Source organism: Chryseolinea sp. T2, from assembly GCF_037203685.1.
Lineage (GTDB): Bacteria > Bacteroidota > Bacteroidia > Cytophagales > Cyclobacteriaceae > Chryseolinea.
Genome location: NZ_JBBCAU010000008.1, coordinates 1 through 17,512, shown reverse-complemented (window position 1 = coordinate 17,512; position 17,512 = coordinate 1). Strand labels below are relative to the sequence as shown.

Sequence of the window (17,512 nt, the reverse complement as noted above, 5' to 3'; positions counted from 1 at the left end):
TCCTTTAGCCAAAGAGCCCGTTAATAAGTACAATAAGAAACAACAAGTAGTCCTTCAGTTGCTCGCGCATTACGCGTAATGCCTTGCCCATTTGATTTTCAACCGTCTTGATCGATATGTTCAATTGGTCCGCGATCTCCGCGTATTTCAGATCTTCAAACCGGCTCAGTTTAAATACTAGCCGGCATTGCTCCGGTAGTTTCGACATTGCCTCCATGATGCGCGTCTCCAACTCTGAGGCCTCAACTGTTCGCGCCACCGATTCGATGCTCCGCTCCCCTGCAGCGATTTCCATGGCCGCATGCTGCTGTTTGATCTTTTCATGCTTCAGCTGATTCAAACAGGCATTCCTGACCATCGCATACAAATAGGGTTTCACTCCTGTGTGGATCGACAGGTTATCGCGCTTCTCCCATACGTTCGTGAATGCGGATTGAACAACCTCCTCTGCCTCCTCGCGGTCGCGGACAAAAGTGTAGGCGTAGTTACAAAGTGACTGGTAGTATGTCCGAAAAAGCATCTCAAAAGCAGCAATATCGCCTGCCCTCAGCGTTGTAATGAGCTGATCTACCTGCAATTCCACTCCTTTTGGGTTGTGTTATCAGCGAAATTTACGGTATTACAGCCTAGTGGTATGACAATTCAGAAAAGATTTCCCCCTATGATGCGCGTTAAAAAAGTGTTGGGGCTTCTAACTATCTGATAATAAAATGAATACCCTATTAAAATCGTTGGCCTGCTAGCTTCGCTCCGTCATTATTCATAAAACTAAGGGGAAACCTTTCCCTTCAAACTACGTTTCATTAAGGTTTCGTCAACCATTGAATCGGTATAAATGGTCGGCGCAGGCTGCAGTTGCGGATGCGTCCGCAACCTTTTTGCGGTGGTCATTGCAAATTTTCATCCTCCACTCATCCTACACTCATTCTGCACTCATCCTACACTCCCCGGTTCAGTTTGGAGTCATTTTGTATTCATCAAGGCTTCAGGTGGGCAAGGCTTAGTGATGCCGTTCCCCGATCCAGAACGGTCCCGGCGACGTCACCTCAATGATTCCCGATGTGACTGCTGTAATCTGACTCCCCACCAGAACTGCCGGCTTAACTGACAACTGCTCACCTTGCGTGAGCAACGCCGATCCCTCAGCGATCCACTTCTCGAAACGCCCATCTCGAATCCTTGACCATTTCATAGAAGAATCAATGAGCGCAATCTGAAAATCATCTGCGTGTTCCCAATCCCCGAAACATCGCTCCGGCAACCGGACCAGTACCTGCAATGAATGTTGATTCCTGCTTCTCAGATAAGACAGGACGGCTTTAGCCTGACCGGCTGATCCATCAATAATGTCGGCATGCCCCACATGCGCAACGGTGTCATTCACAACGGATTCATTATGCGCAAGCGAATCAAGTACAATGACATCCACCCGAATCCCCCAGGAAGCAACTTTCAGCATCGCCTCGCCGGTAACGATCACGAGCGGCGACCATTCCAGTAGCGACATCAGATGATCATCGGCAATGGCATCAACAACAAACAGAGCAGGTTCCTGTCCTTCCTTTACAAAGTGATGAGACGACATTGCTTAAGATTATATAGCACCAAAGTTAAGAACGCACAAAGTTACGGCCCGCGACCGGCGCCTCCAATTCTCCATTCTTAACTTTCAATTCTCAATTCTCAACTTTCAATTCTCAATTCCCCGGCTTCTCGTCTCCCCGCAGTTTCATACATTTGCAACCGAACCAAGATGAATATGCTGAACGCAAATCAGTGCTACGATGCCTTCAACCGCAGTGTTGCAGACTATCACAAATACGACGATGTCGATAAGGCTATCAGCAACCCGTATCCCGCTGGCAGCTTTGAAGCGCTGCTCTATGGAAAAAACTGGATAGACACCGTTCAGTGGCATCTTGAAGACATCGTCCGGAACCCGGACATCGATCCTGTGGAAGGACTTAAACTGAAGCGACGCATTGACAAGTCGAACCAGGAGCGTACAGATGTCGTGGAACGCGTCGATGACTACTTCCTCGATGTTTTTAAAAACGCAACGCCAAAACCAGATGCGCGGATCAACTCTGAAACTCCCGCATGGCTACTGGACCGGATGAGTATCCTGATGTTAAAGATCTATCACATGGAGGAGCAAACGCGAAGAACCGATGCCGCACCTGATCACATCGCGCGATGCCTGAGCAAGCTCGCATTGCTGATGGAGCAAAAGAGCGACATGCGTTCAGCGTTCGATGAACTGATGGAAGACATCGGAAATGGTACACGCCGCTTTAAAGTATATCGCCAGGTTAAGATGTACAACGACCCATCACTGAATCCGGTGTTGTATAAGCAATCGAAATAACATCAGCTGAGTTAGCACAATAGGAAGCACCCGGGATCTGTCTCAGCTGCAACAAATACCATCGTCACAGAATGATGGCATCATCCCGATATGATAACATTTACGCAATTCACTTTTTTTGTAGCTTACGGCATTAAGCAGCAGCTGTGACATTGAGAAAAATTCTGGTCATTCGCTTTTCAGCAATGGGTGACGTTGTGTTACTGGTGCCCGTCATCAGAGCCCTGGTCGCTGCCTACGACGACGTGGAAGTCACGGTTGTAACCCGTCCTAAGTTCGCATCCTTCTTTACCGATATCGATCGCGTGATCCCCTATCCCGCCGATGTAGACTATACATATACCGGTATTCTGGGAATGCGTGACCTCTTCGGGAAACTCATGAGAAAGGCGAGCTATGACGTCGTCATTGATATGCACGACCACATGCGGACCATCATCCTTCGCAGTCTCTTCAAATTGTTTGGGGTAAAGGTGGTCGTGTTTCAAAAGGGCAGACCTGAAAAGAAACAATTCACCCGGAAAGAGGACAAAAACACTCAACGGTTACCCCATACGGTCGAACGCTATCGTCAGGCATTTGTTCACGCGGGCTTCGACAAGATTCAGCTGACGGAGCCTGCGCCCTATTTCAATCTCAGGAACCAGTCAGTCGAACAGCTCGATAGCTGGCTTCAGGGGAAGTCATTGAAGAAAGACACGACTTGGATCGGTGTCGCCCCCTTTGCTGCGCACGTATCGAAAGTTTGGCCCGAAGGAAATTACTTCACGGTGATTGAACAGTGGCTGTCACAACGTAAAGCCACGTTCTTCATGTTCGGTGGTGGCGAGAAGGACATTAAGTTCTTCGAAACATTGAAGGAGCGCTTCCCGGAAAACATTGTTGTTGTCGCCGGTGAACTTAAGATCAAACAGGAGCTTGCACTAATGCAGATGCTCGATCTCATGTTATGCGTTGATTCATCGAACATGCATTTGGCCGCTCTGTCGGGCACAAAGTTGCTTTCCATATGGGGAGGAACACATCCCGATGTAGGATTTGGTCCTTACAACTACGGCAACGAAAGCATTCTGCAAATCAGTCGGGAGGTTCTTCCATGTCGCCCCTGCTCCGTGTATGGCACAGAGAAGTGTTTTCGCGGCGACTTTGCCTGTCTCACATTCATTAAGCCCGAAGAAGTTGTGAGGCGCATGTCGGAAGCGCTTGCCTGACAGAATTCAAAAAATACCTGAAATGAATAAAGATATCGACACCATCATTTTTGACCTCGGCGGCGTACTCATCGACTGGAATCCGCGCTATCTCTACAGGAAGATCTTCGAAACTGAAGAAGAGGTGACTTGGTTCCTTGACAACATCTGCACGAGTGAATGGAATGATCAGCAGGATGCGGGCCGAACATTTCAGGAGGCAACGGACGAGCTGGTGGCAAAGTTTCCGGATCACGAAGTTGCTATTCGCGCCTGGTATGACCGCTGGCAGGAAACCATTCCCGGCCCTGTTCACGAAACGGTGGAGATCCTCAAACACTTCCGGGATAACCCAACCCACCGGCTATTTGCACTGACCAACTGGTCGGCGGAGACTTTTCCGTGGGCACTGAACACTTTTGATTTCCTGCATTGGTTTGAAGGAATTGTTGTTTCAGGCGTCGAGAAGACACGAAAGCCGTTTCCTGAGTTTTACAAGATCCTGTTCGATCGTTATTATATCGATCCGAAAAAGGCATTGTTCATTGACGACAACATCAAGAATATCGAAGGAGGAAAAGCGTTGGGTCTGACCACGATTCATTTTCAAAGTCCCGGCCAGTTGAGAACTGAATTGCAGCAGGCAGGACTCATTGCTTAAGCAGGCCTCATTGCTTAAGCACCAGCTGGCCTCATTGAAAGCAACAGGTCTCATTGCCCTAGCTCAGGTATCCGCGCGAGATAAGTTCTTCGTGATCCTTGATTTCATAAGTGCTTCCGTTGGCCAGTAGATATAATCTGTCTGCCAGCGACAACACGTTGCGATAGAGGTGATCCGTGAGGATAATTCCCTTTTCAGTCTTAGCGTCCTGGATCATGTTACAAATGGCTTCGATGTGCACAGGCATCACACCCGAAAATGGCTCATCAAGCATCACAAAGCGCGCGCGCGACTTGAGTACGAGCAGGAGTTCGATCACACGCCGCGTACCGCCCGAAAGCTCGTCGGGTTTCAGATCGAGCTGCTCTTCGAATTCCGGGAAGTAATTCATTACAACGCCGGGATCGACTCTGAAAAGTGAAAGCGCCTTTCTGATTGAAACGTGAGGTGGTACGAGATTGCCCTGCGGAAGGTATCCGATGATGCGCCTCTTAATAAAATCCTCCGGCAACGGGCGATCATTGACGCGGATCGAGCGATGGCTTGCCTGTTGAATGCCAAACACAACTTTAAACAAACTTGATTTGCCGGATCCGTTGCGCCCAAGAATACCGACAACTTCTCCAACAGCACACTTAACATAGACTCCCTGCAGAATCCTTGTCGTTCCGTAGCTAAGCTCGAGACCGTCAAACTCAAGAACATCACTCATAAGAATTGCACTGTAACGATTATCATTCCTACCCAGAGTACGATGTCGAGTGAAGCTGCATAGGTGTATAGCCTCGCCGTTGAAAAGCCCAGATTGTGATAAAAGTAAAGCTGCTGCCGGCGACTTAAATGAAACACAATACCCAGCAAGGCACTGCTGAAGAGTTTAATCCATAGAAGGGTCAGGACAAAGTAAACCGATCCCCAGCTTAGCAACAGGTAACAGGTGAACAGTGAAAAGGCGTTTGCTATAATAGCATGCGGTTTGTAGAACACAACGATGGGATGCATGAGTGCGAAAACGCAAAGGTCATGCCAGCGAGATGTTATTTCTTTTTGAAGGCCAAAAACACGCGCTCAATTATATCACAGCACTCGTGAAGCTGCTCTTCCGTGATTACCAACGGAGGCGCCAGACGAATAATGTTTCCATGTGTAGGTTTCGCGAGCAGTCCTTCGTGCATTAGCGACATACATATGTCCCATGCAGTACTACTCTCGGCGGTGTCGTTCACAACAATGGCGTTCAACAGACCCTTTCCTCTCACAGCCGATATCAGTTTTGTTCTGGATATCAGCTCTGTAATGCGTTGACGGAATACTACACCGAGGCGCGCGGCATTGCCTGCGAGGTCTTCTTCCTTTACCACCTCTAACGCTTCAACACAAACTACTGCCGCCAGTGGATTGCCTCCAAAAGTGGAACCGTGTTCGCCTGGTTTAATCACCAGCATTACTTCATCGTCGGCAAGAACAAGAGACACAGGCAACATACCACCCGACAATGCCTTGCCGAGGATCAGGAGATCAGGCCGCACATTTTCATGATCACATGCAAGCATCTTTCCGGTTCGGGCAATGCCGGTTTGAATCTCGTCGGCCATCAACAGTACATTGTAGCGCGAGCAAAGTTCCGCGGCAGCCTTGAGGTAACCCGGTTGAGGAATGAATACTCCCGCTTCACCCTGAATAGGTTCCATCCACAACGCGCAAACATTAGGATCATTCAACGCCGATTCAAGTGCGGCACGGTCATCAAACGGAATAATTCTGAATCCCGGCATATACGGACCAAACCCCGTTCGCGCGGAAGGATCAGTGGATGCAGAAATGATAGTGGTAGTCCGTCCGTGAAAGTTCTGACTCACAGCAACGATCACAGCTTCGTTTTCAGGAATGCCTTTCACCTGATAGCCCCACTTCCTGGCCAGCTTGATAGCAGTCTCGTTTGCTTCGGCCCCGCTGTTCATAAACAATGCCTTGTCGTAGCCGAACGTATCACAAACATACTTTTCTGCGACACCAAGCTTGTCATTATAAAAAGCACGCGATGTAAGTGTAAGCTGCTTTGCCTGTTCAATTAATGCATTGACGATACGCGGGTGGCAATGACCCTGATTTACGGCGCTGTAGGCAGAGAGAAAATCGTAGTATCGCTTTCCATCTACTCCCCAAAGGAAAACTCCTTCACCTTTATTAAGCACGACAGGAAGCGGATGATAGTTGTGTGCACCATACTTATCCTCCAGTGAAATCGCGTCCTGACTTGCGTTGCGTGTGCCGATCATATCATTGCTCTGTAAACAACAAATTTACCGAATTGCCCTCGTAATCGCCATACCTGTTATCTTTAGGTCGATGGATACAGTTTTTTTATTAGGCGGAGTGATTGTTGGTGCGGCTGCTGCCTGGTTCTTCCTTCGACAACAGGTTCGAGCTGATGGCGACTCCATGCTGATGGCCGAACGCGAGAAGAACAAACTCATCCTCGATCAGCTAACCGACTTAAAGCGGGAGCTCGAGATCGAACGCAAAAAAGTACTCGAAGCAAACAGTGAACTCGCCTCTACCGATGCCGACTATCGGAATCTCCAGGAGAAACTGGCGGAGCAAAACGCTGCGTTCGAAAACATGTCGGAGAAGTTTACTCTTCAATTCAAGCAGCTGGCAAATGACCTGTTCGAAGAGAAGAGCCGCAAGTTTACAGACCAGAACAAGTCAAACATCTTTGAGCTGTTAAAGCCTCTGGGAGAAAAGATCGTCGAGTTCGAACGCCGCGTGGAGGACACCCACAAAGATACCATCAGTCGTAACTCGGCCCTTCGCGAACAACTCGAGAACCTCCAGCGCCTGAATGTTCAGATGACGCGTGAGGCCGAGAACCTCACCCGTGCATTGCGCGGCGATAGCAAAACGCAGGGTGCATGGGGAGAGTTTATCCTGGAAAGCATTCTCGAAAAGTCAGGACTGGAAAAGGACCGCGAGTATTTCATCCAGGAAACATTCAGTACCGACGAAGGCCGGCTCAGGCCCGATGTGATCATTCGTCTTCCTGAAAACAAACAGGTCGTCATCGACTCAAAGATGAGTCTCCGTGCTTACAACAGCTTCGTGAATGCCGATAATGACGCGGACAAGGCGATGTACTTAAAAAATCACCTTACGTCCATACGCCTTCACATGAAGTCGCTGGGTGAGAAGAACTATCAGAACATTTCGGAAACCACGCCGGATTTTGTGATCATGTTCATTCCGATTGAACCTGCATACATCCTGGCTATACAAAGTGAAAAGACGTTGTACGAGGAAGCACTGGAGAAGCGAATTGTGTTTGTGAGCCCAACGCTGCTGATACCTTCATTACAACTGATCAAAAACACCTGGAAGCAGGAGTATCAAACACGCCACGTATTGGATATTGCTTCGAAAGCCGGCGACCTGTATGATAAGTTCGTTGGTTTCACGGACGACCTTATTACGCTCGGGCGTAAGATGGAGTCATCGAGGAAATTCTATGAAGAATCGATGAAGAAGTTGTCGTTGGGAAATGGCAACCTTGTTCAACGTGTGGAGGACCTTCGTAAGCTCGGAGCAAAGACGAACAAGAGGATTGATCCCACGTTATTGAAGAAGGCCGAGGACCAGGGCAATCTGTTTGAATAGGATGTATTAAGAATCCCGTAGGGATTCCTGATCAATAGCACATTCGGATATTTAAAGCGTACGACGTTCGGGCGTTCAATGAAAAATGACATGCTCCTCGAACGCGACGCACAATCGAAATTCATTCATTGAATTGCGTGTCGAAAGGAATATATTCTTCAATATTCGCTCAGCTACAGATCGAAGATCCCTCCGGGGTCTCAAGTACAATCTCTTCTCGTGTTATAGATCAAAGATACGTCCGGGATCTCAAGTGCAATCTCAATAAATCCGCCCGATATTCTCAGCGATGATCTTCTTCAGTTCCAGTGGTTCTATAAGTCCTTGTTTGCCATAGATGATCTTTCCTCCGGGCGCAATGAACAACGTGTAGGGCAGGGAGCCTTCCCACTTTTTGTCAAGTCCATCGATGAAAGCATACTTGTCACCCTTGAAGATGTAGTTCTTCATCGACGCCTGCTTCTTGGTTAGGAAGTTCAGAGCATTTGGCTTGCGGTTCAGCTCATCCATGCTGATGGTTATCAGCTCGAACTCGCGGTTTCGATACATGCGATTCATGTTGACAAACTCGGGGAACTCAGTAACGCATGGTCCGCACCAGGTAGCCCATACGTTGATGAGCTTGTAGTTCATGCCATCGTTCTTAAGAAGTTCTTTGAGTTGGTCCATGTCGAGCTCATCAATCGTCACTTTTTCTTTAGCCCATTCGTCAGGAGCTTTGGCGGCATAGTCCCGTTTGCTCGGCCATTTGATCGAACATCCGAACGTCTTTGTCTTCTCAACAGGAACCGGCTTGCCCGCAACCATAGCATCGAGAGCATTGCGCACATCGTTTGTTTTCGCAGTGCCAGGCTTTTCACCATCATCGATGCGGCCGGTATAACGAAGTATTCTCTTCTGGTCGAAAATAAACGCGTGAGGAGTAGCCTGTGGTCCATACTTCATGGAGAGCTGTGAGTTCTCACCGTCGTATAGATAAGGATAGTTGATCTGAATGTCCTTGGCTCTGAGCTTCATTTCTTCAAACGAGTCACTAAGATCAGTGTATCCAAGTTCATCGAGACGAACTGACAGTGGATCGTTTGGAGAAATCGCTACCACGGCAACGCCTTTACTCTTATAGTCGGTAACCAGCTGTTTGATGCGTGCTTCATAAGCCTGTGCCGTCGGGCAGTGATTGCAGGTAAAGACAATCAACAAAATCTTGCTCGAGGCAAAATCCTTTAGAGAATATGTCTTGCCGTCAGTGCCAGGCAGGCTGAAATCAGGAGCTGGCGATCCTATCGGAAGCGTTTGAGGATCATCAAGCGCCCAGGCACTCGCCGAGACTAACATTAAAATCGCGATCAGAATTTTCATAGGATGGGCAGATTAAAATCTATAACTAAAATAGGGAATTGCGAGTTGCTATCGATTCCGCTCGTGGAAATTGAGTTTAGTCCTTAGTCCTGAGTCTTTAGTCCTGAGTTTGGTCATTAGTCATTTTAGTAAATTGTTAGGCCACTGGTTTCGTATGTAATTCGCATCCTGGGGATTAGAATCAGGAATAAGCGTTGGAATCAGGAAAGAGTTAGATCAGGAATAAGACTCAGAATCAAGGAAGAGTTAAAATCAGGAATAAGAGTTGCAAAGCTGATTAGTAAACTAATTGCCCGTAGAGCTAACCATAGCTACTCCGACTTTTGCACTTTAGACGCTTCGTTATCTAAATTTGAGCCTAAAGTATCAGTCCCTTCGAGAACTAATAACTAAAGACCAAACTCAGGACTAAAGACTCAGGACTAAAGACTAAAATGAAGTTGACACCAGACAATAAACTGAAGAAACTAATCGTCGTTGGCGATCGCGTGCTTATTCAGCCGGGAAAGCAAAACGACAAGACGGCCTCAGGACTTTATCTGCCACCGGGCGTGCAGGAGAAAGAAAAGATACAAAGCGGCTACGTAATAAAAGTTGGTCCCGGTTATCCGTTGCCCTTACCTGCAGACGAAGATGACAGCTGGAAAGGCCGGGAAGAGCAGATCAAGTATCTTCCGTTGCAGGCACAGGAGGGCGATCTCGCTATCTTCCTTCAGAAGGGTGCCATCGAAGTTATGTACGAGAATGAAAAGTATTTCATTGTTCCACAGGCATCTATCCTGATGCTTGAACGGGAGGAGGATCTGTAAGATGGCAGGAATTTCTTTTGACGTGCTGCGGACCGGAAAGAAGTACCGGCTCACTAACTATGGTGAAACGCACGACTTTGTGATCGAACAGGTCCTTTCTGATGGAGACTTTCGCGTGAAAGACCTGCTGACTTTGGAACGTTATCGTTTAAAAGACCTTATCAAATACGGCAAAGGCAAGGACTTCATGCTCGAAGACATCGTCTAACGAACATAAAGCACTTGCCCTTATCAGTTTGCCAGGACGGCAACCAGTATTCTTAGAATCTTTCTGTGTTTGAAAAGAAGAAGCTGCCTTCAATGGCTGCGTTCTCATCGCTGTCTGATCCGTGAATGGCGTTGGCCTCGATCGACTTTGCAAACAGCTTGCGGATAGTTCCATCTGCCGCCTTAGTAGGGTCGGTGGCTCCGATGAGTTTACGGAAGTCTTCAACAGCGTTGTCTTTCTCGAGAATCATCGGGATGATGGCTCCTGAGGACATATAGCTGCAAAGGTCCTTGTAAAAGGGACGGGCCTTGTGTACGGCGTAAAACTCGCCTGCCTTCTCTGGTGACAACTGAGTCTTTTTAATCGCCACGATCCGGAAGCCCGCTTCCTCGATCATTTTGGTGATAGCACCAGTGTTTCCTGCCGACACCGCGTCAGGTTTAATCATCGTAAATGTCTTGTTTCCTGCCATATCGTTTCTAATGCGTGTTTTCGTTGCGATCGCGCGTTGCGAAGCACGAAGGCTTCGTTCAAAACGCGCGCAAAAATACTATTAAAAAGGAAAGTCCCCAGTTCAGAGGCGACATTTTGGGCGTAGAGAGGAAAACCGCGGTAAGTATCGGATTTTCAGCATTGTATATGGGGTAAAAATCCGCATTTTTGCGTTTTGTTTTCAGGGCAGGCATGCAAAACATCGAAGCATTCAGGGATTTTCTGGGTACCCCTCGTAAAATGGTCATTCTGACCCACTTCAATCCGGATGCTGATGCATTGGGATCGTCGCTTGGACTAAGTCGATACCTGAAAAAAAAGGGGCATGAAGTCATCGTAATCACCCCCAGCGATTACCCCGAATTCATTGGATGGATGCCGAAGCCTGGTGAAGTCCTTGTTTATAAGAAGGACCGGGTCGAAAAGATTGCCGAAATCATTCGTCAGGCAGGTGGTATTTTCTGCTTAGACTTTTCAGCCCTTCACCGCATCAACGACATGGGCGAAATGGTGAATGCATCGTCGGCACCGAAAGTGCTGATCGACCATCACCTTGAGCCTCAGAAGTTTGCGGACTTTGAGCAATGGGACCAAACGGCGGCTTCGACAGCAGAACTGGTTTTCGAACTAATAGATAGCCTTGGAGACAGGGACCTGATCGACCCCGGCATGGCGGATTGCCTGTACGCAGGCATCATGACAGATACCGGGAGTTTCAGGCATTCTAATACAACACATAAAGTATTTAAGGTGGCGTCGGCCCTGGTGGAAATCGGAGCAAACCCGTACCAGGTTTCGAAGCTGATTTATGATACCAATACCATCGAGCGCCTCAGACTCATGGGCTATGTGCTGAGCGAAAAGCTGCGGGTGGTGCCCGAGTACCGAACCGCTTACATAGTACTCACTTCGGAGGAGCTAAAGCGCTTTAGTTCTCAAACGGGTGACACTGAAGGTCTTGTCAACTTTGGGCTTTCGATTAAAGGTATCCGGCTGTCTGTGATGATCTCGGATCGCAAGGAGAATATAAAGCTGTCGATGCGTTCGCTGGGGAGCTTCTCAGTAAATGAAATGGCAAGGGCACATTTCGATGGTGGCGGTCACCGAAACGCAGCAGGTGGTCAAACGACACTGACGCTGGATCAAACCGTGGAAAAATTTCTGGGCGTGTTGCCTCTATATAAAGAACAGCTGATGAAGGACGAATGAAAGACCTTGCGTTCGCAAGACGTATCGGCGGCTTCAAAAACCACGCTTCAATTCACAATAATCTAACAATCACACATTACAACTTTTTTCAAATTCAAACTGTCTAACCAAAATAGAGCATGATTAAATATTCTTATGTCCTTCTGGGAATTGCACTGCTGTGTGCAGCCTGCACAAAGAATGAGCGGGAAACTCCCAACGGTTTCAAATACGTCGTTCTGGCAAGTGGTGATGGAGTTCTGCCCAAGAAGGATCAAATACTAGTTTTTGATTTTTTGCTGAAGGATTCTAAGGACTCTGTGTGGAGCAACACGCATGCTCAGGGCATACCTGCGGCTATGCCTATAGGAGATAGCAGCGCAATGGCGCAGGAGCCGGGCATTGTTCAAATGTTACGTCAACTCTCGAAGGGCGATAGCGCTAAAGCATCTATGGACATTTCAAGATTCTTTTCTGACATCGCACGCGGCCCCGTGCCTCCGGGCATTGACACTGCACTTACTATAGCCTACTATATCAAGGTAAAGGACATTGTGTCACGTGAGGAATTTGCTGAATACCAAAACAAACTGATGGCCGATCTCTCTGTTAAGCAGAAGAGCAAAGACGATGCAGCAATTACAAAATACCTCGCTGACAAGAACATTAAGGCACAAAAGGACACCAGCGGTATCGCTTACGTGATCCATACTTCTAAAGGTGGCAGAAAACCAACTGTCGAAAGCTGTGTTGAAGTTGCGTACAAGGGCACGATGCTCGAAGATGGTCAGGTATTCGATCAGGCTCCGAAGGCAGCATTTCCTCTCGGAGGCGTCATCCGTGGATGGCAATACGCTGTTCCGCTGATTGGCGTTGGTGATTCTGCAACGTTCTACATACCTAGTGGATTGGCATACGGCCCTCAGGGCATGCCAGGAGGCATTCCTCCGAATTCGATCCTGGTCTTTGATGTGAAGCTGCTCAATGTGGGCGATACCTTCGATCAGGGAGCAAGCATATGTAAATAATTTAAAATTGAATATGGAGATGAAGCGAGTGTTGAGTGCTCTGAGTGCAGTAGTCGTAGCGTTGGCGGTGGTTGCTTGCTCAAATACAGGGTCATCAGAAAATCCGAATGATCGCCTTGATGCAGAAGTAGCGAATTTCGACGCCTATTTAAATGCAAAGGGGAATCCGTACATTAAGGATCCCACCGGAGTTAGAATGGTGATCTACAAACTTGGAGCAGGTTATCCGGCCAAGTCAACAAGCAGCGTAAATGTGGATTACACAGGACGACTGTTTCCAGATGGCGTAATGTTTGACGAGGGTACAGCCAAAGGACCCGTTTCTCAGTATATCAATGGCTGGAAGATAGTGTTGAGCACCTTGCCAGAAGGATCGCGTGCGCGCGTCTATATTCCGTCAGCCTGGGGGTATGGACCTAGCGGAAATAATTCCATTCCCGGGAATGCTCCTCTCGAGTTTGACATGAGCTTCAAAGAGATTGTACGTACATCTGCTGAAAAACAACGCCTTGGCGCAGACACCATCGCCATCGACACATACCTTTCAAACAAAGGGATAGTTCCGCAGAAGGACACTACCGGTGTTCGTTATGTGGTGACACAAATGGGTTCCGGAGCGAAGCCTGGTCTCTATGACAAATTGAAGTTTACGCTTACGTACAAGCTTCTCACGGATGATACCAAGACGATCACTACCGTTGACTTTGCACCAACTGATGATTATGATTCACGTGCTGTCGACCAGATCGCTGATGGCCTGAAGAAAGTTCTGACATCAATTCCCGCTGGCTCGAAGGCAACTGCTTACCTGGCTTCACCGCTCGCATTCGGTGCACAAGGAGCTAAAGATGGCGAAGCGGAGATCCCTGCCAACGCAAACATTATAGTTGAAATAGATTTCAAAGAGATCGTTAATCCGTAAGGACAAATCATGACCATCTGCTTCGCTTCAAACAACGCCCACAAGCTTGAAGAGGTTAGGAACAAGGTGGCACCGTTAGGTATAAACATCAGCAGTCTAGCTGATATTGGCTGTGCAGAGGAATTGCCTGAGACGCAGGACAACATCCCGGGCAATTCCCTGCAAAAGGCCATGTACGTTTTGTCGAAGTACAACATTCCATGCTTTGCCGACGACACCGGACTTGAGGTGCAGGCATTGAACGGCGATCCCGGCGTATACTCAGCCCGTTATGCGGGGCCTCAGCGAAACAGCACAGATAACATTAATCTCCTGTTGAAGAATCTGCAGGGTGTTTCCAATCGCGCTGCCAGATTTCGAACAGTCATCACTTTGGTTGGACTTACGAAGAGGCCGGTGGTTTTTGAAGGCATTGTTGACGGAGAGATAGGCTCTTCGCTGAAGGGAACTTCCGGATTTGGTTACGACCCGGTCTTTATTCCGAATGGCCATCATCGCACATTTGCCGAGATGACGATGAACGAAAAGAACCAGCTTAGCCATCGTGCGATTGCAGTATCGCAGCTCATCGCCTTCCTGACGGAAAATTTCAAACCCGCAGCATAGCTCAAAAACAAACTCAGGCGATTAGGTCAATCAAACCACGGCCCTTGCGTTCAGCCCGCCGATTCTTCAATTGTCGTCCGATTGCGATTGTCTTTATATGATGCGTAATTGCGGCTTCAGCCTATGACCAAAACTTATACCATCGGAATTACTGGCGGAAGCGGCTCGGGGAAAACGTATTTCATTGAACAGCTGGCCGCACACTTCGACTCCACTGAGTTGTGTTTGATTTCTCAGGATCATTATTACAAGGCACGGGAGGAACAGGTCACCGACGAACAGGGTGTTCAGAATTTCGATCTACCCGATGCCATTCAACGGGAGGAATTGGTTAGCGACATCCAAAAGCTAAAACGCGGTGAAGTGCTGCGCAAGCAGGAGTACACATTCAACAACGCTCAGGCTATCCCGAAAATCCTTGAATTTAAACCAGCACCGATTCTTATCGTTGAAGGTCTTTTTGTTCAATATTTCCCGGAGGTAGCCAACGAGCTGGATCTAAAAATCTTCATCGAAGCAAAAGATTACCTCAAGCTCAGTCGCCGAATACGGCGCGACAACGACGAACGCGGCTACGATCTCAATGATGTGTTATACCGATATCAGCATCACGTGATGCCTGTTTATGAATCCATGATCAGTCCTTTGAAGGATAAAGCTGATTTTGTTATTCCGAATAATCATCATTTTAAGAATGCGCTTACCATCCTTGTGGCCGCACTTAAGGGGCTTCTTAAAACTTGAGTTGTTGCAAGTATCCAGAAAGACACAGTTGGCTCTCTGATTGCTATCGGCTCAAGGATACTACTGGCTATCTGAAAGAGCATTCAGTCACAATCATCTCACTTATTGGCAGCAACGGTAAATACACGACGATAAACGAGATTCATTCGAAAGCATCGCTTACATTCACTTCGTGAATCTCAAATGACTTTGGAGGAACGGAATTACACGCGTGTAGAATCTTCCGTCGTACAGCCAGGTTTTGTCGAAAGGGCCACCGTTATATTCTTCCGCCTCGTGCTTAACATCAAGATCTGTTAGCATTCGACTAAACGCCTGATTCGAAAAGACGTGTGCCTCGGTCTGATCGAACCTTCCCCAGTCAAATGCCAGTCCCTTAAGGGAACGCAGATTGTCGGCACTTTCATACAGCGTCTCTGAGAGTAAAAATCCGCCCTTGGCCTTCTGGACATTAGCAGGATTCAACTTAGGAGTAACACCATCAACATCGAAGAAGAAATCACAATAAAACGGAGGCTTTGAAGCGTTGGGCAGAAATGCCTGACATATACCAATGAAGATTTGAGACCTGCCTTTTCCGGCAAGCTCAGTAAAGTTTCTGGCGGTGCGTATAGCATTCCAGTTGACATCAAGGTCCGCCCAGGGCAGCGTCCCGATTCCAGTGGCCACCGGATGCATTGCATACACAACAGAAAACTGTGCTGCATAACTCATTCCAAGTTTGAGAGCTCCACGGCCGCCCATAAAGTCTCCGATGGCAGCGCGTGAATCGCGTTCATCTATCGTTCGATACTGTTGATCTATGAACGGCACCAGCTCCCGCGATATGAAATCGAGCCAGCGACCACTAACGACAGAGTTTTCATATAGGCTCCCCAATTGAGGTGTGCTGAAATCAGCAGCGACGAGGATAAATTCATCTATCCTATCTGACTGAATAGCCCGATCGATTAACGTCAACAACGGCGTTTCATTGAAGAGCCGATCTGCATTGAACAGAAGATTGTGAAAATAATAGACAACGGGATATCTTTTACTGGAAGCTGCGTAGCCTGGCGGGAGGTACACATTGATAGTGCGGGTACTACTCGCGCCGATGAGGTTATCCTCCAGAGACTTTGAATGAATTTGCTTTCGTTCAATTTTACCAATTGGTTGTGCCGTCGCCGGTGCGGATATCTGCGCGAGTAGGAAACTAAGTATCAGTGAGACGATGGACCAACAAGAGATCTGTTTCATGTTTTTTTAAACATCTTACTATGTTGCCTTTTAATGTCAAAAGACGATTGACAAAAGGGCCGCCACTATGGATATCTGTTAGCTTCGGCTTGATCGGAGACTTGTGATAAAACCCACTGACATCCAACAATACTTTATAAAGCGAATTTGCGATTTGATGTGGAGCGATCGATTCTTAAGTGTGAGTCGACGAATCTTGTATATTGAAAGATGAACATAATTTCATCGTCGTTTACAGCTGCTGGTTTGCATCGGAATTTTTGTTAGGTCGTCTGCGTCGTTCGGATGAGACGGACCGCAGGCGCGACGACAGACATTCCCTTTTGATCATCTGGGTGGCGATCATGTGTGCGATGCCCATCGTATCAATCATAGCCGGTACATTCCCAATGCCTATTGTTAATGCACCATGGATAAGGTATGCCGGGCTTGCTCTGATTATTATTGGAGTAATCATGCGCTTTTGGGTAATACGATCGTTGGGCAGGTTTTTTACGGTTGACGTTGCTATCCGCGAGGGACATCAACTCAAGACTGATGGAATCTATTCATTGGTACGGCATCCGTCCTATTTCGCGTCGTGGCTATCATTTGTGGGCTACGGTTTTCATCTCAACAACTGGATTTCGCTCATGGTTATCTCCATTACCATGCTCCTGGCGTTTTTGAATCGCATACGAGTAGAGGAGGATGTCCTGGTGAAACAATTTGGAGATGAGTATCTCAGTTATCGTCAGTCGACGAAGAAGATTATACCTGGAGTTTATTGATCTTGATCTGTTGGATCCCGCCGTGACTGGACAAGCTTTGGTGATTTGAATAGCGGGCTGGTATGCGGTTCAGCGGGTTGGCATCAAGGGTTGTGAGGACCAGGTATTATTGGCCCGTGGCTGGACAGGTCTGATTTAAGAGGCTAGCTGGTGTTGGTGATTCAAATGAACAGATCTGCCTTGTCACCAACGGTATTCAATCCACCCAGTATAAAACAAAAAAGCCTCGCTTTAGGCGAGGCTTTTAGAATAAAAGATAGGCAACGACTTACTC

At 47.7% G+C, this 17,512-nt stretch carries 20 protein-coding genes; 12 read left to right on the top strand and 8 right to left on the bottom strand.

What is annotated here, in order from left to right:
• Nucleotides 1-4: 4 nt before the first annotated feature.
• The gene (locus tag WBG78_RS23335) at nt 5-583 is read right to left on the bottom strand and encodes an RNA polymerase sigma-70 factor (protein WP_337328918.1); all 579 of its coding nucleotides are present in this window, start codon (nt 581-583) and stop codon (nt 5-7) included.
• A 417-nt stretch (nt 584-1,000) separates the two neighbouring features.
• Entirely contained in the window at nt 1,001-1,585 is a 585-nt protein-coding gene (locus WBG78_RS23330) for a hypothetical protein (protein ID WP_337328917.1), read from the bottom strand.
• Between the two features lie 174 nt (nt 1,586-1,759).
• Here WBG78_RS23330 and WBG78_RS23325 point away from each other — a divergent pair, with 174 nt between their 5' ends.
• The 3 genes from WBG78_RS23325 to WBG78_RS23315 all read left to right on the top strand — a co-directional run bounded on the left by WBG78_RS23325 (nt 1,760) and on the right by WBG78_RS23315 (nt 4,219).
• Nucleotides 1,760-2,368 carry a DUF4254 domain-containing protein gene (locus WBG78_RS23325; RefSeq protein WP_337328916.1) on the top strand — a complete coding sequence of 203 codons (609 nt, stop codon included), beginning with the start codon at nt 1,760-1,762 and terminating at the stop codon, nt 2,366-2,368.
• Nucleotides 2,369-2,514: 146 nt separating this feature from the next.
• Nucleotides 2,515-3,579, top strand: a complete 1,065-nt coding sequence (locus WBG78_RS23320) for a glycosyltransferase family 9 protein (protein WP_337328915.1) — start codon at nt 2,515-2,517, stop codon at nt 3,577-3,579.
• 22 nt (nt 3,580-3,601) lie between these two features.
• Nucleotides 3,602-4,219, top strand: coding sequence for an HAD family hydrolase (locus WBG78_RS23315; RefSeq protein ID WP_337328914.1), 618 nt, complete (start codon nt 3,602-3,604; stop codon nt 4,217-4,219).
• A gap of 58 nt (nt 4,220-4,277) precedes the next feature.
• Here WBG78_RS23315 and WBG78_RS23310 read toward each other — a convergent pair whose 3' ends face one another.
• Genes WBG78_RS23310 through rocD form a run of 3 tightly spaced genes read right to left on the bottom strand, consistent with a single transcriptional unit; the run spans nt 4,278 to nt 6,498 of the window.
• Complete coding sequence (locus tag WBG78_RS23310; protein ID WP_337328913.1) at nt 4,278-4,931, bottom strand: ATP-binding cassette domain-containing protein; 654 nt, start codon at nt 4,929-4,931, stop codon at nt 4,278-4,280.
• Entirely contained in the window at nt 4,928-5,221 is a 294-nt protein-coding gene (locus WBG78_RS23305; RefSeq protein ID WP_337328912.1) for a hypothetical protein, read from the bottom strand. Before WBG78_RS23305 ends, WBG78_RS23310 begins: the two co-directional genes overlap by 4 nt.
• 35 nt (nt 5,222-5,256) lie before the next feature.
• Nucleotides 5,257-6,498, bottom strand: a complete 1,242-nt coding sequence (gene rocD / locus WBG78_RS23300) for an ornithine--oxo-acid transaminase (protein ID WP_337328911.1) — start codon at nt 6,496-6,498, stop codon at nt 5,257-5,259.
• A 70-nt stretch (nt 6,499-6,568) separates the two neighbouring features.
• Between rocD and WBG78_RS23295 the strand changes: the two genes are divergently transcribed.
• Nucleotides 6,569-7,873 (top strand): DNA recombination protein RmuC, encoded by a 1,305-nt coding sequence (locus WBG78_RS23295; RefSeq protein ID WP_337328910.1) that lies wholly within the window; start codon nt 6,569-6,571, stop codon nt 7,871-7,873.
• A 261-nt stretch (nt 7,874-8,134) separates the two neighbouring features.
• Here WBG78_RS23295 and WBG78_RS23290 read toward each other — a convergent pair whose 3' ends face one another.
• Nucleotides 8,135-9,232 carry a redoxin domain-containing protein gene (locus WBG78_RS23290; protein WP_337328909.1) on the bottom strand — a complete coding sequence of 366 codons (1,098 nt, stop codon included), beginning with the start codon at nt 9,230-9,232 and terminating at the stop codon, nt 8,135-8,137.
• Nucleotides 9,233-9,666: 434 nt separating this feature from the next.
• Here WBG78_RS23290 and WBG78_RS23285 point away from each other — a divergent pair, with 434 nt between their 5' ends.
• Together WBG78_RS23285 and WBG78_RS23280 are read left to right on the top strand one after the other, a co-directional pair.
• Nucleotides 9,667-10,041 carry a co-chaperone GroES gene (locus tag WBG78_RS23285; protein WP_337328908.1) on the top strand — a complete coding sequence of 125 codons (375 nt, stop codon included), beginning with the start codon at nt 9,667-9,669 and terminating at the stop codon, nt 10,039-10,041.
• 1 nt (nt 10,042) lies between these two features.
• Nucleotides 10,043-10,249: a hypothetical protein gene (locus WBG78_RS23280; RefSeq protein WP_337328907.1), complete on the top strand. Its 207-nt coding sequence runs from the start codon at nt 10,043-10,045 to the stop codon at nt 10,247-10,249.
• Nucleotides 10,250-10,301: 52 nt separating this feature from the next.
• Here the strand turns inward: WBG78_RS23280 and WBG78_RS23275 are convergent, their stop codons facing one another.
• Nucleotides 10,302-10,721 (bottom strand): nucleoside-diphosphate kinase, encoded by a 420-nt coding sequence (locus tag WBG78_RS23275; RefSeq protein WP_337328906.1) that lies wholly within the window; start codon nt 10,719-10,721, stop codon nt 10,302-10,304.
• Nucleotides 10,722-10,909: 188 nt separating this feature from the next.
• On the opposite strand from WBG78_RS23275, the gene WBG78_RS23270 reads away from it, so the two are divergent.
• The 5 genes from WBG78_RS23270 (at nt 10,910) to WBG78_RS23250 (ending at nt 15,229) form a co-directional block, all read left to right on the top strand.
• Entirely contained in the window at nt 10,910-11,950 is a 1,041-nt protein-coding gene (locus tag WBG78_RS23270; RefSeq protein ID WP_337328905.1) for a DHH family phosphoesterase, read from the top strand.
• A gap of 119 nt (nt 11,951-12,069) precedes the next feature.
• Nucleotides 12,070-12,957: an FKBP-type peptidyl-prolyl cis-trans isomerase gene (locus tag WBG78_RS23265; RefSeq protein WP_337328904.1), complete on the top strand. Its 888-nt coding sequence runs from the start codon at nt 12,070-12,072 to the stop codon at nt 12,955-12,957.
• Nucleotides 12,958-12,976: 19 nt separating this feature from the next.
• Nucleotides 12,977-13,879: an FKBP-type peptidyl-prolyl cis-trans isomerase gene (locus tag WBG78_RS23260; protein ID WP_337328903.1), complete on the top strand. Its 903-nt coding sequence runs from the start codon at nt 12,977-12,979 to the stop codon at nt 13,877-13,879.
• A gap of 9 nt (nt 13,880-13,888) precedes the next feature.
• A complete protein-coding gene (gene rdgB, locus WBG78_RS23255) occupies nt 13,889-14,485 on the top strand; it encodes an RdgB/HAM1 family non-canonical purine NTP pyrophosphatase (protein ID WP_337328902.1) in 597 nt (198 codons plus the stop codon).
• A 123-nt stretch (nt 14,486-14,608) separates the two neighbouring features.
• Nucleotides 14,609-15,229, top strand: coding sequence for a uridine kinase family protein (locus tag WBG78_RS23250; protein ID WP_337328901.1), 621 nt, complete (start codon nt 14,609-14,611; stop codon nt 15,227-15,229).
• Between the two features lie 165 nt (nt 15,230-15,394).
• Here WBG78_RS23250 and WBG78_RS23245 read toward each other — a convergent pair whose 3' ends face one another.
• Nucleotides 15,395-16,468 (bottom strand): alpha/beta hydrolase, encoded by a 1,074-nt coding sequence (locus tag WBG78_RS23245; protein WP_337328900.1) that lies wholly within the window; start codon nt 16,466-16,468, stop codon nt 15,395-15,397.
• 203 nt (nt 16,469-16,671) lie between these two features.
• Between WBG78_RS23245 and WBG78_RS23240 the strand changes: the two genes are divergently transcribed.
• On the top strand, nt 16,672-17,238 hold the full coding sequence (locus tag WBG78_RS23240) for a methyltransferase family protein (protein ID WP_337328899.1): 567 nt from the start codon (nt 16,672-16,674) through the stop codon (nt 17,236-17,238).
• The last annotated feature ends 274 nt before the right edge of the window (nt 17,239-17,512 follow it).

Excerpts from the sequence above, each read along its gene's own strand:
- WBG78_RS23330 (WP_337328917.1), bottom strand. The coding sequence starts at position 1,585 with ATGTCGTCTCATCACTTTGTAAAGGAAGGACAGGAACCTGCTCTGTTT.
- WBG78_RS23325 (WP_337328916.1), top strand. The coding sequence starts at position 1,760 with ATGCTGAACGCAAATCAGTGCTACGATGCCTTCAACCGCAGTGTTGCA.
- WBG78_RS23315 (WP_337328914.1), top strand. The coding sequence starts at position 3,602 with ATGAATAAAGATATCGACACCATCATTTTTGACCTCGGCGGCGTACTC.
- WBG78_RS23310 (WP_337328913.1), bottom strand. The coding sequence starts at position 4,931 with ATGAGTGATGTTCTTGAGTTTGACGGTCTCGAGCTTAGCTACGGAACG.
- WBG78_RS23305 (WP_337328912.1), bottom strand. The coding sequence starts at position 5,221 with ATGCATCCCATCGTTGTGTTCTACAAACCGCATGCTATTATAGCAAAC.
- rocD (WP_337328911.1), bottom strand. The coding sequence starts at position 6,498 with ATGATCGGCACACGCAACGCAAGTCAGGACGCGATTTCACTGGAGGAT.
- WBG78_RS23295 (WP_337328910.1), top strand. The coding sequence starts at position 6,569 with ATGGATACAGTTTTTTTATTAGGCGGAGTGATTGTTGGTGCGGCTGCT.
- WBG78_RS23290 (WP_337328909.1), bottom strand. The coding sequence starts at position 9,232 with ATGAAAATTCTGATCGCGATTTTAATGTTAGTCTCGGCGAGTGCCTGG.
- WBG78_RS23285 (WP_337328908.1), top strand. The coding sequence starts at position 9,667 with ATGAAGTTGACACCAGACAATAAACTGAAGAAACTAATCGTCGTTGGC.
- WBG78_RS23280 (WP_337328907.1), top strand. The coding sequence starts at position 10,043 with ATGGCAGGAATTTCTTTTGACGTGCTGCGGACCGGAAAGAAGTACCGG.
- WBG78_RS23275 (WP_337328906.1), bottom strand. The coding sequence starts at position 10,721 with ATGGCAGGAAACAAGACATTTACGATGATTAAACCTGACGCGGTGTCG.
- WBG78_RS23265 (WP_337328904.1), top strand. The coding sequence starts at position 12,070 with ATGATTAAATATTCTTATGTCCTTCTGGGAATTGCACTGCTGTGTGCA.
- WBG78_RS23260 (WP_337328903.1), top strand. The coding sequence starts at position 12,977 with ATGAAGCGAGTGTTGAGTGCTCTGAGTGCAGTAGTCGTAGCGTTGGCG.
- rdgB (WP_337328902.1), top strand. The coding sequence starts at position 13,889 with ATGACCATCTGCTTCGCTTCAAACAACGCCCACAAGCTTGAAGAGGTT.
- WBG78_RS23250 (WP_337328901.1), top strand. The coding sequence starts at position 14,609 with ATGACCAAAACTTATACCATCGGAATTACTGGCGGAAGCGGCTCGGGG.
- WBG78_RS23245 (WP_337328900.1), bottom strand. The coding sequence starts at position 16,468 with ATGAAACAGATCTCTTGTTGGTCCATCGTCTCACTGATACTTAGTTTC.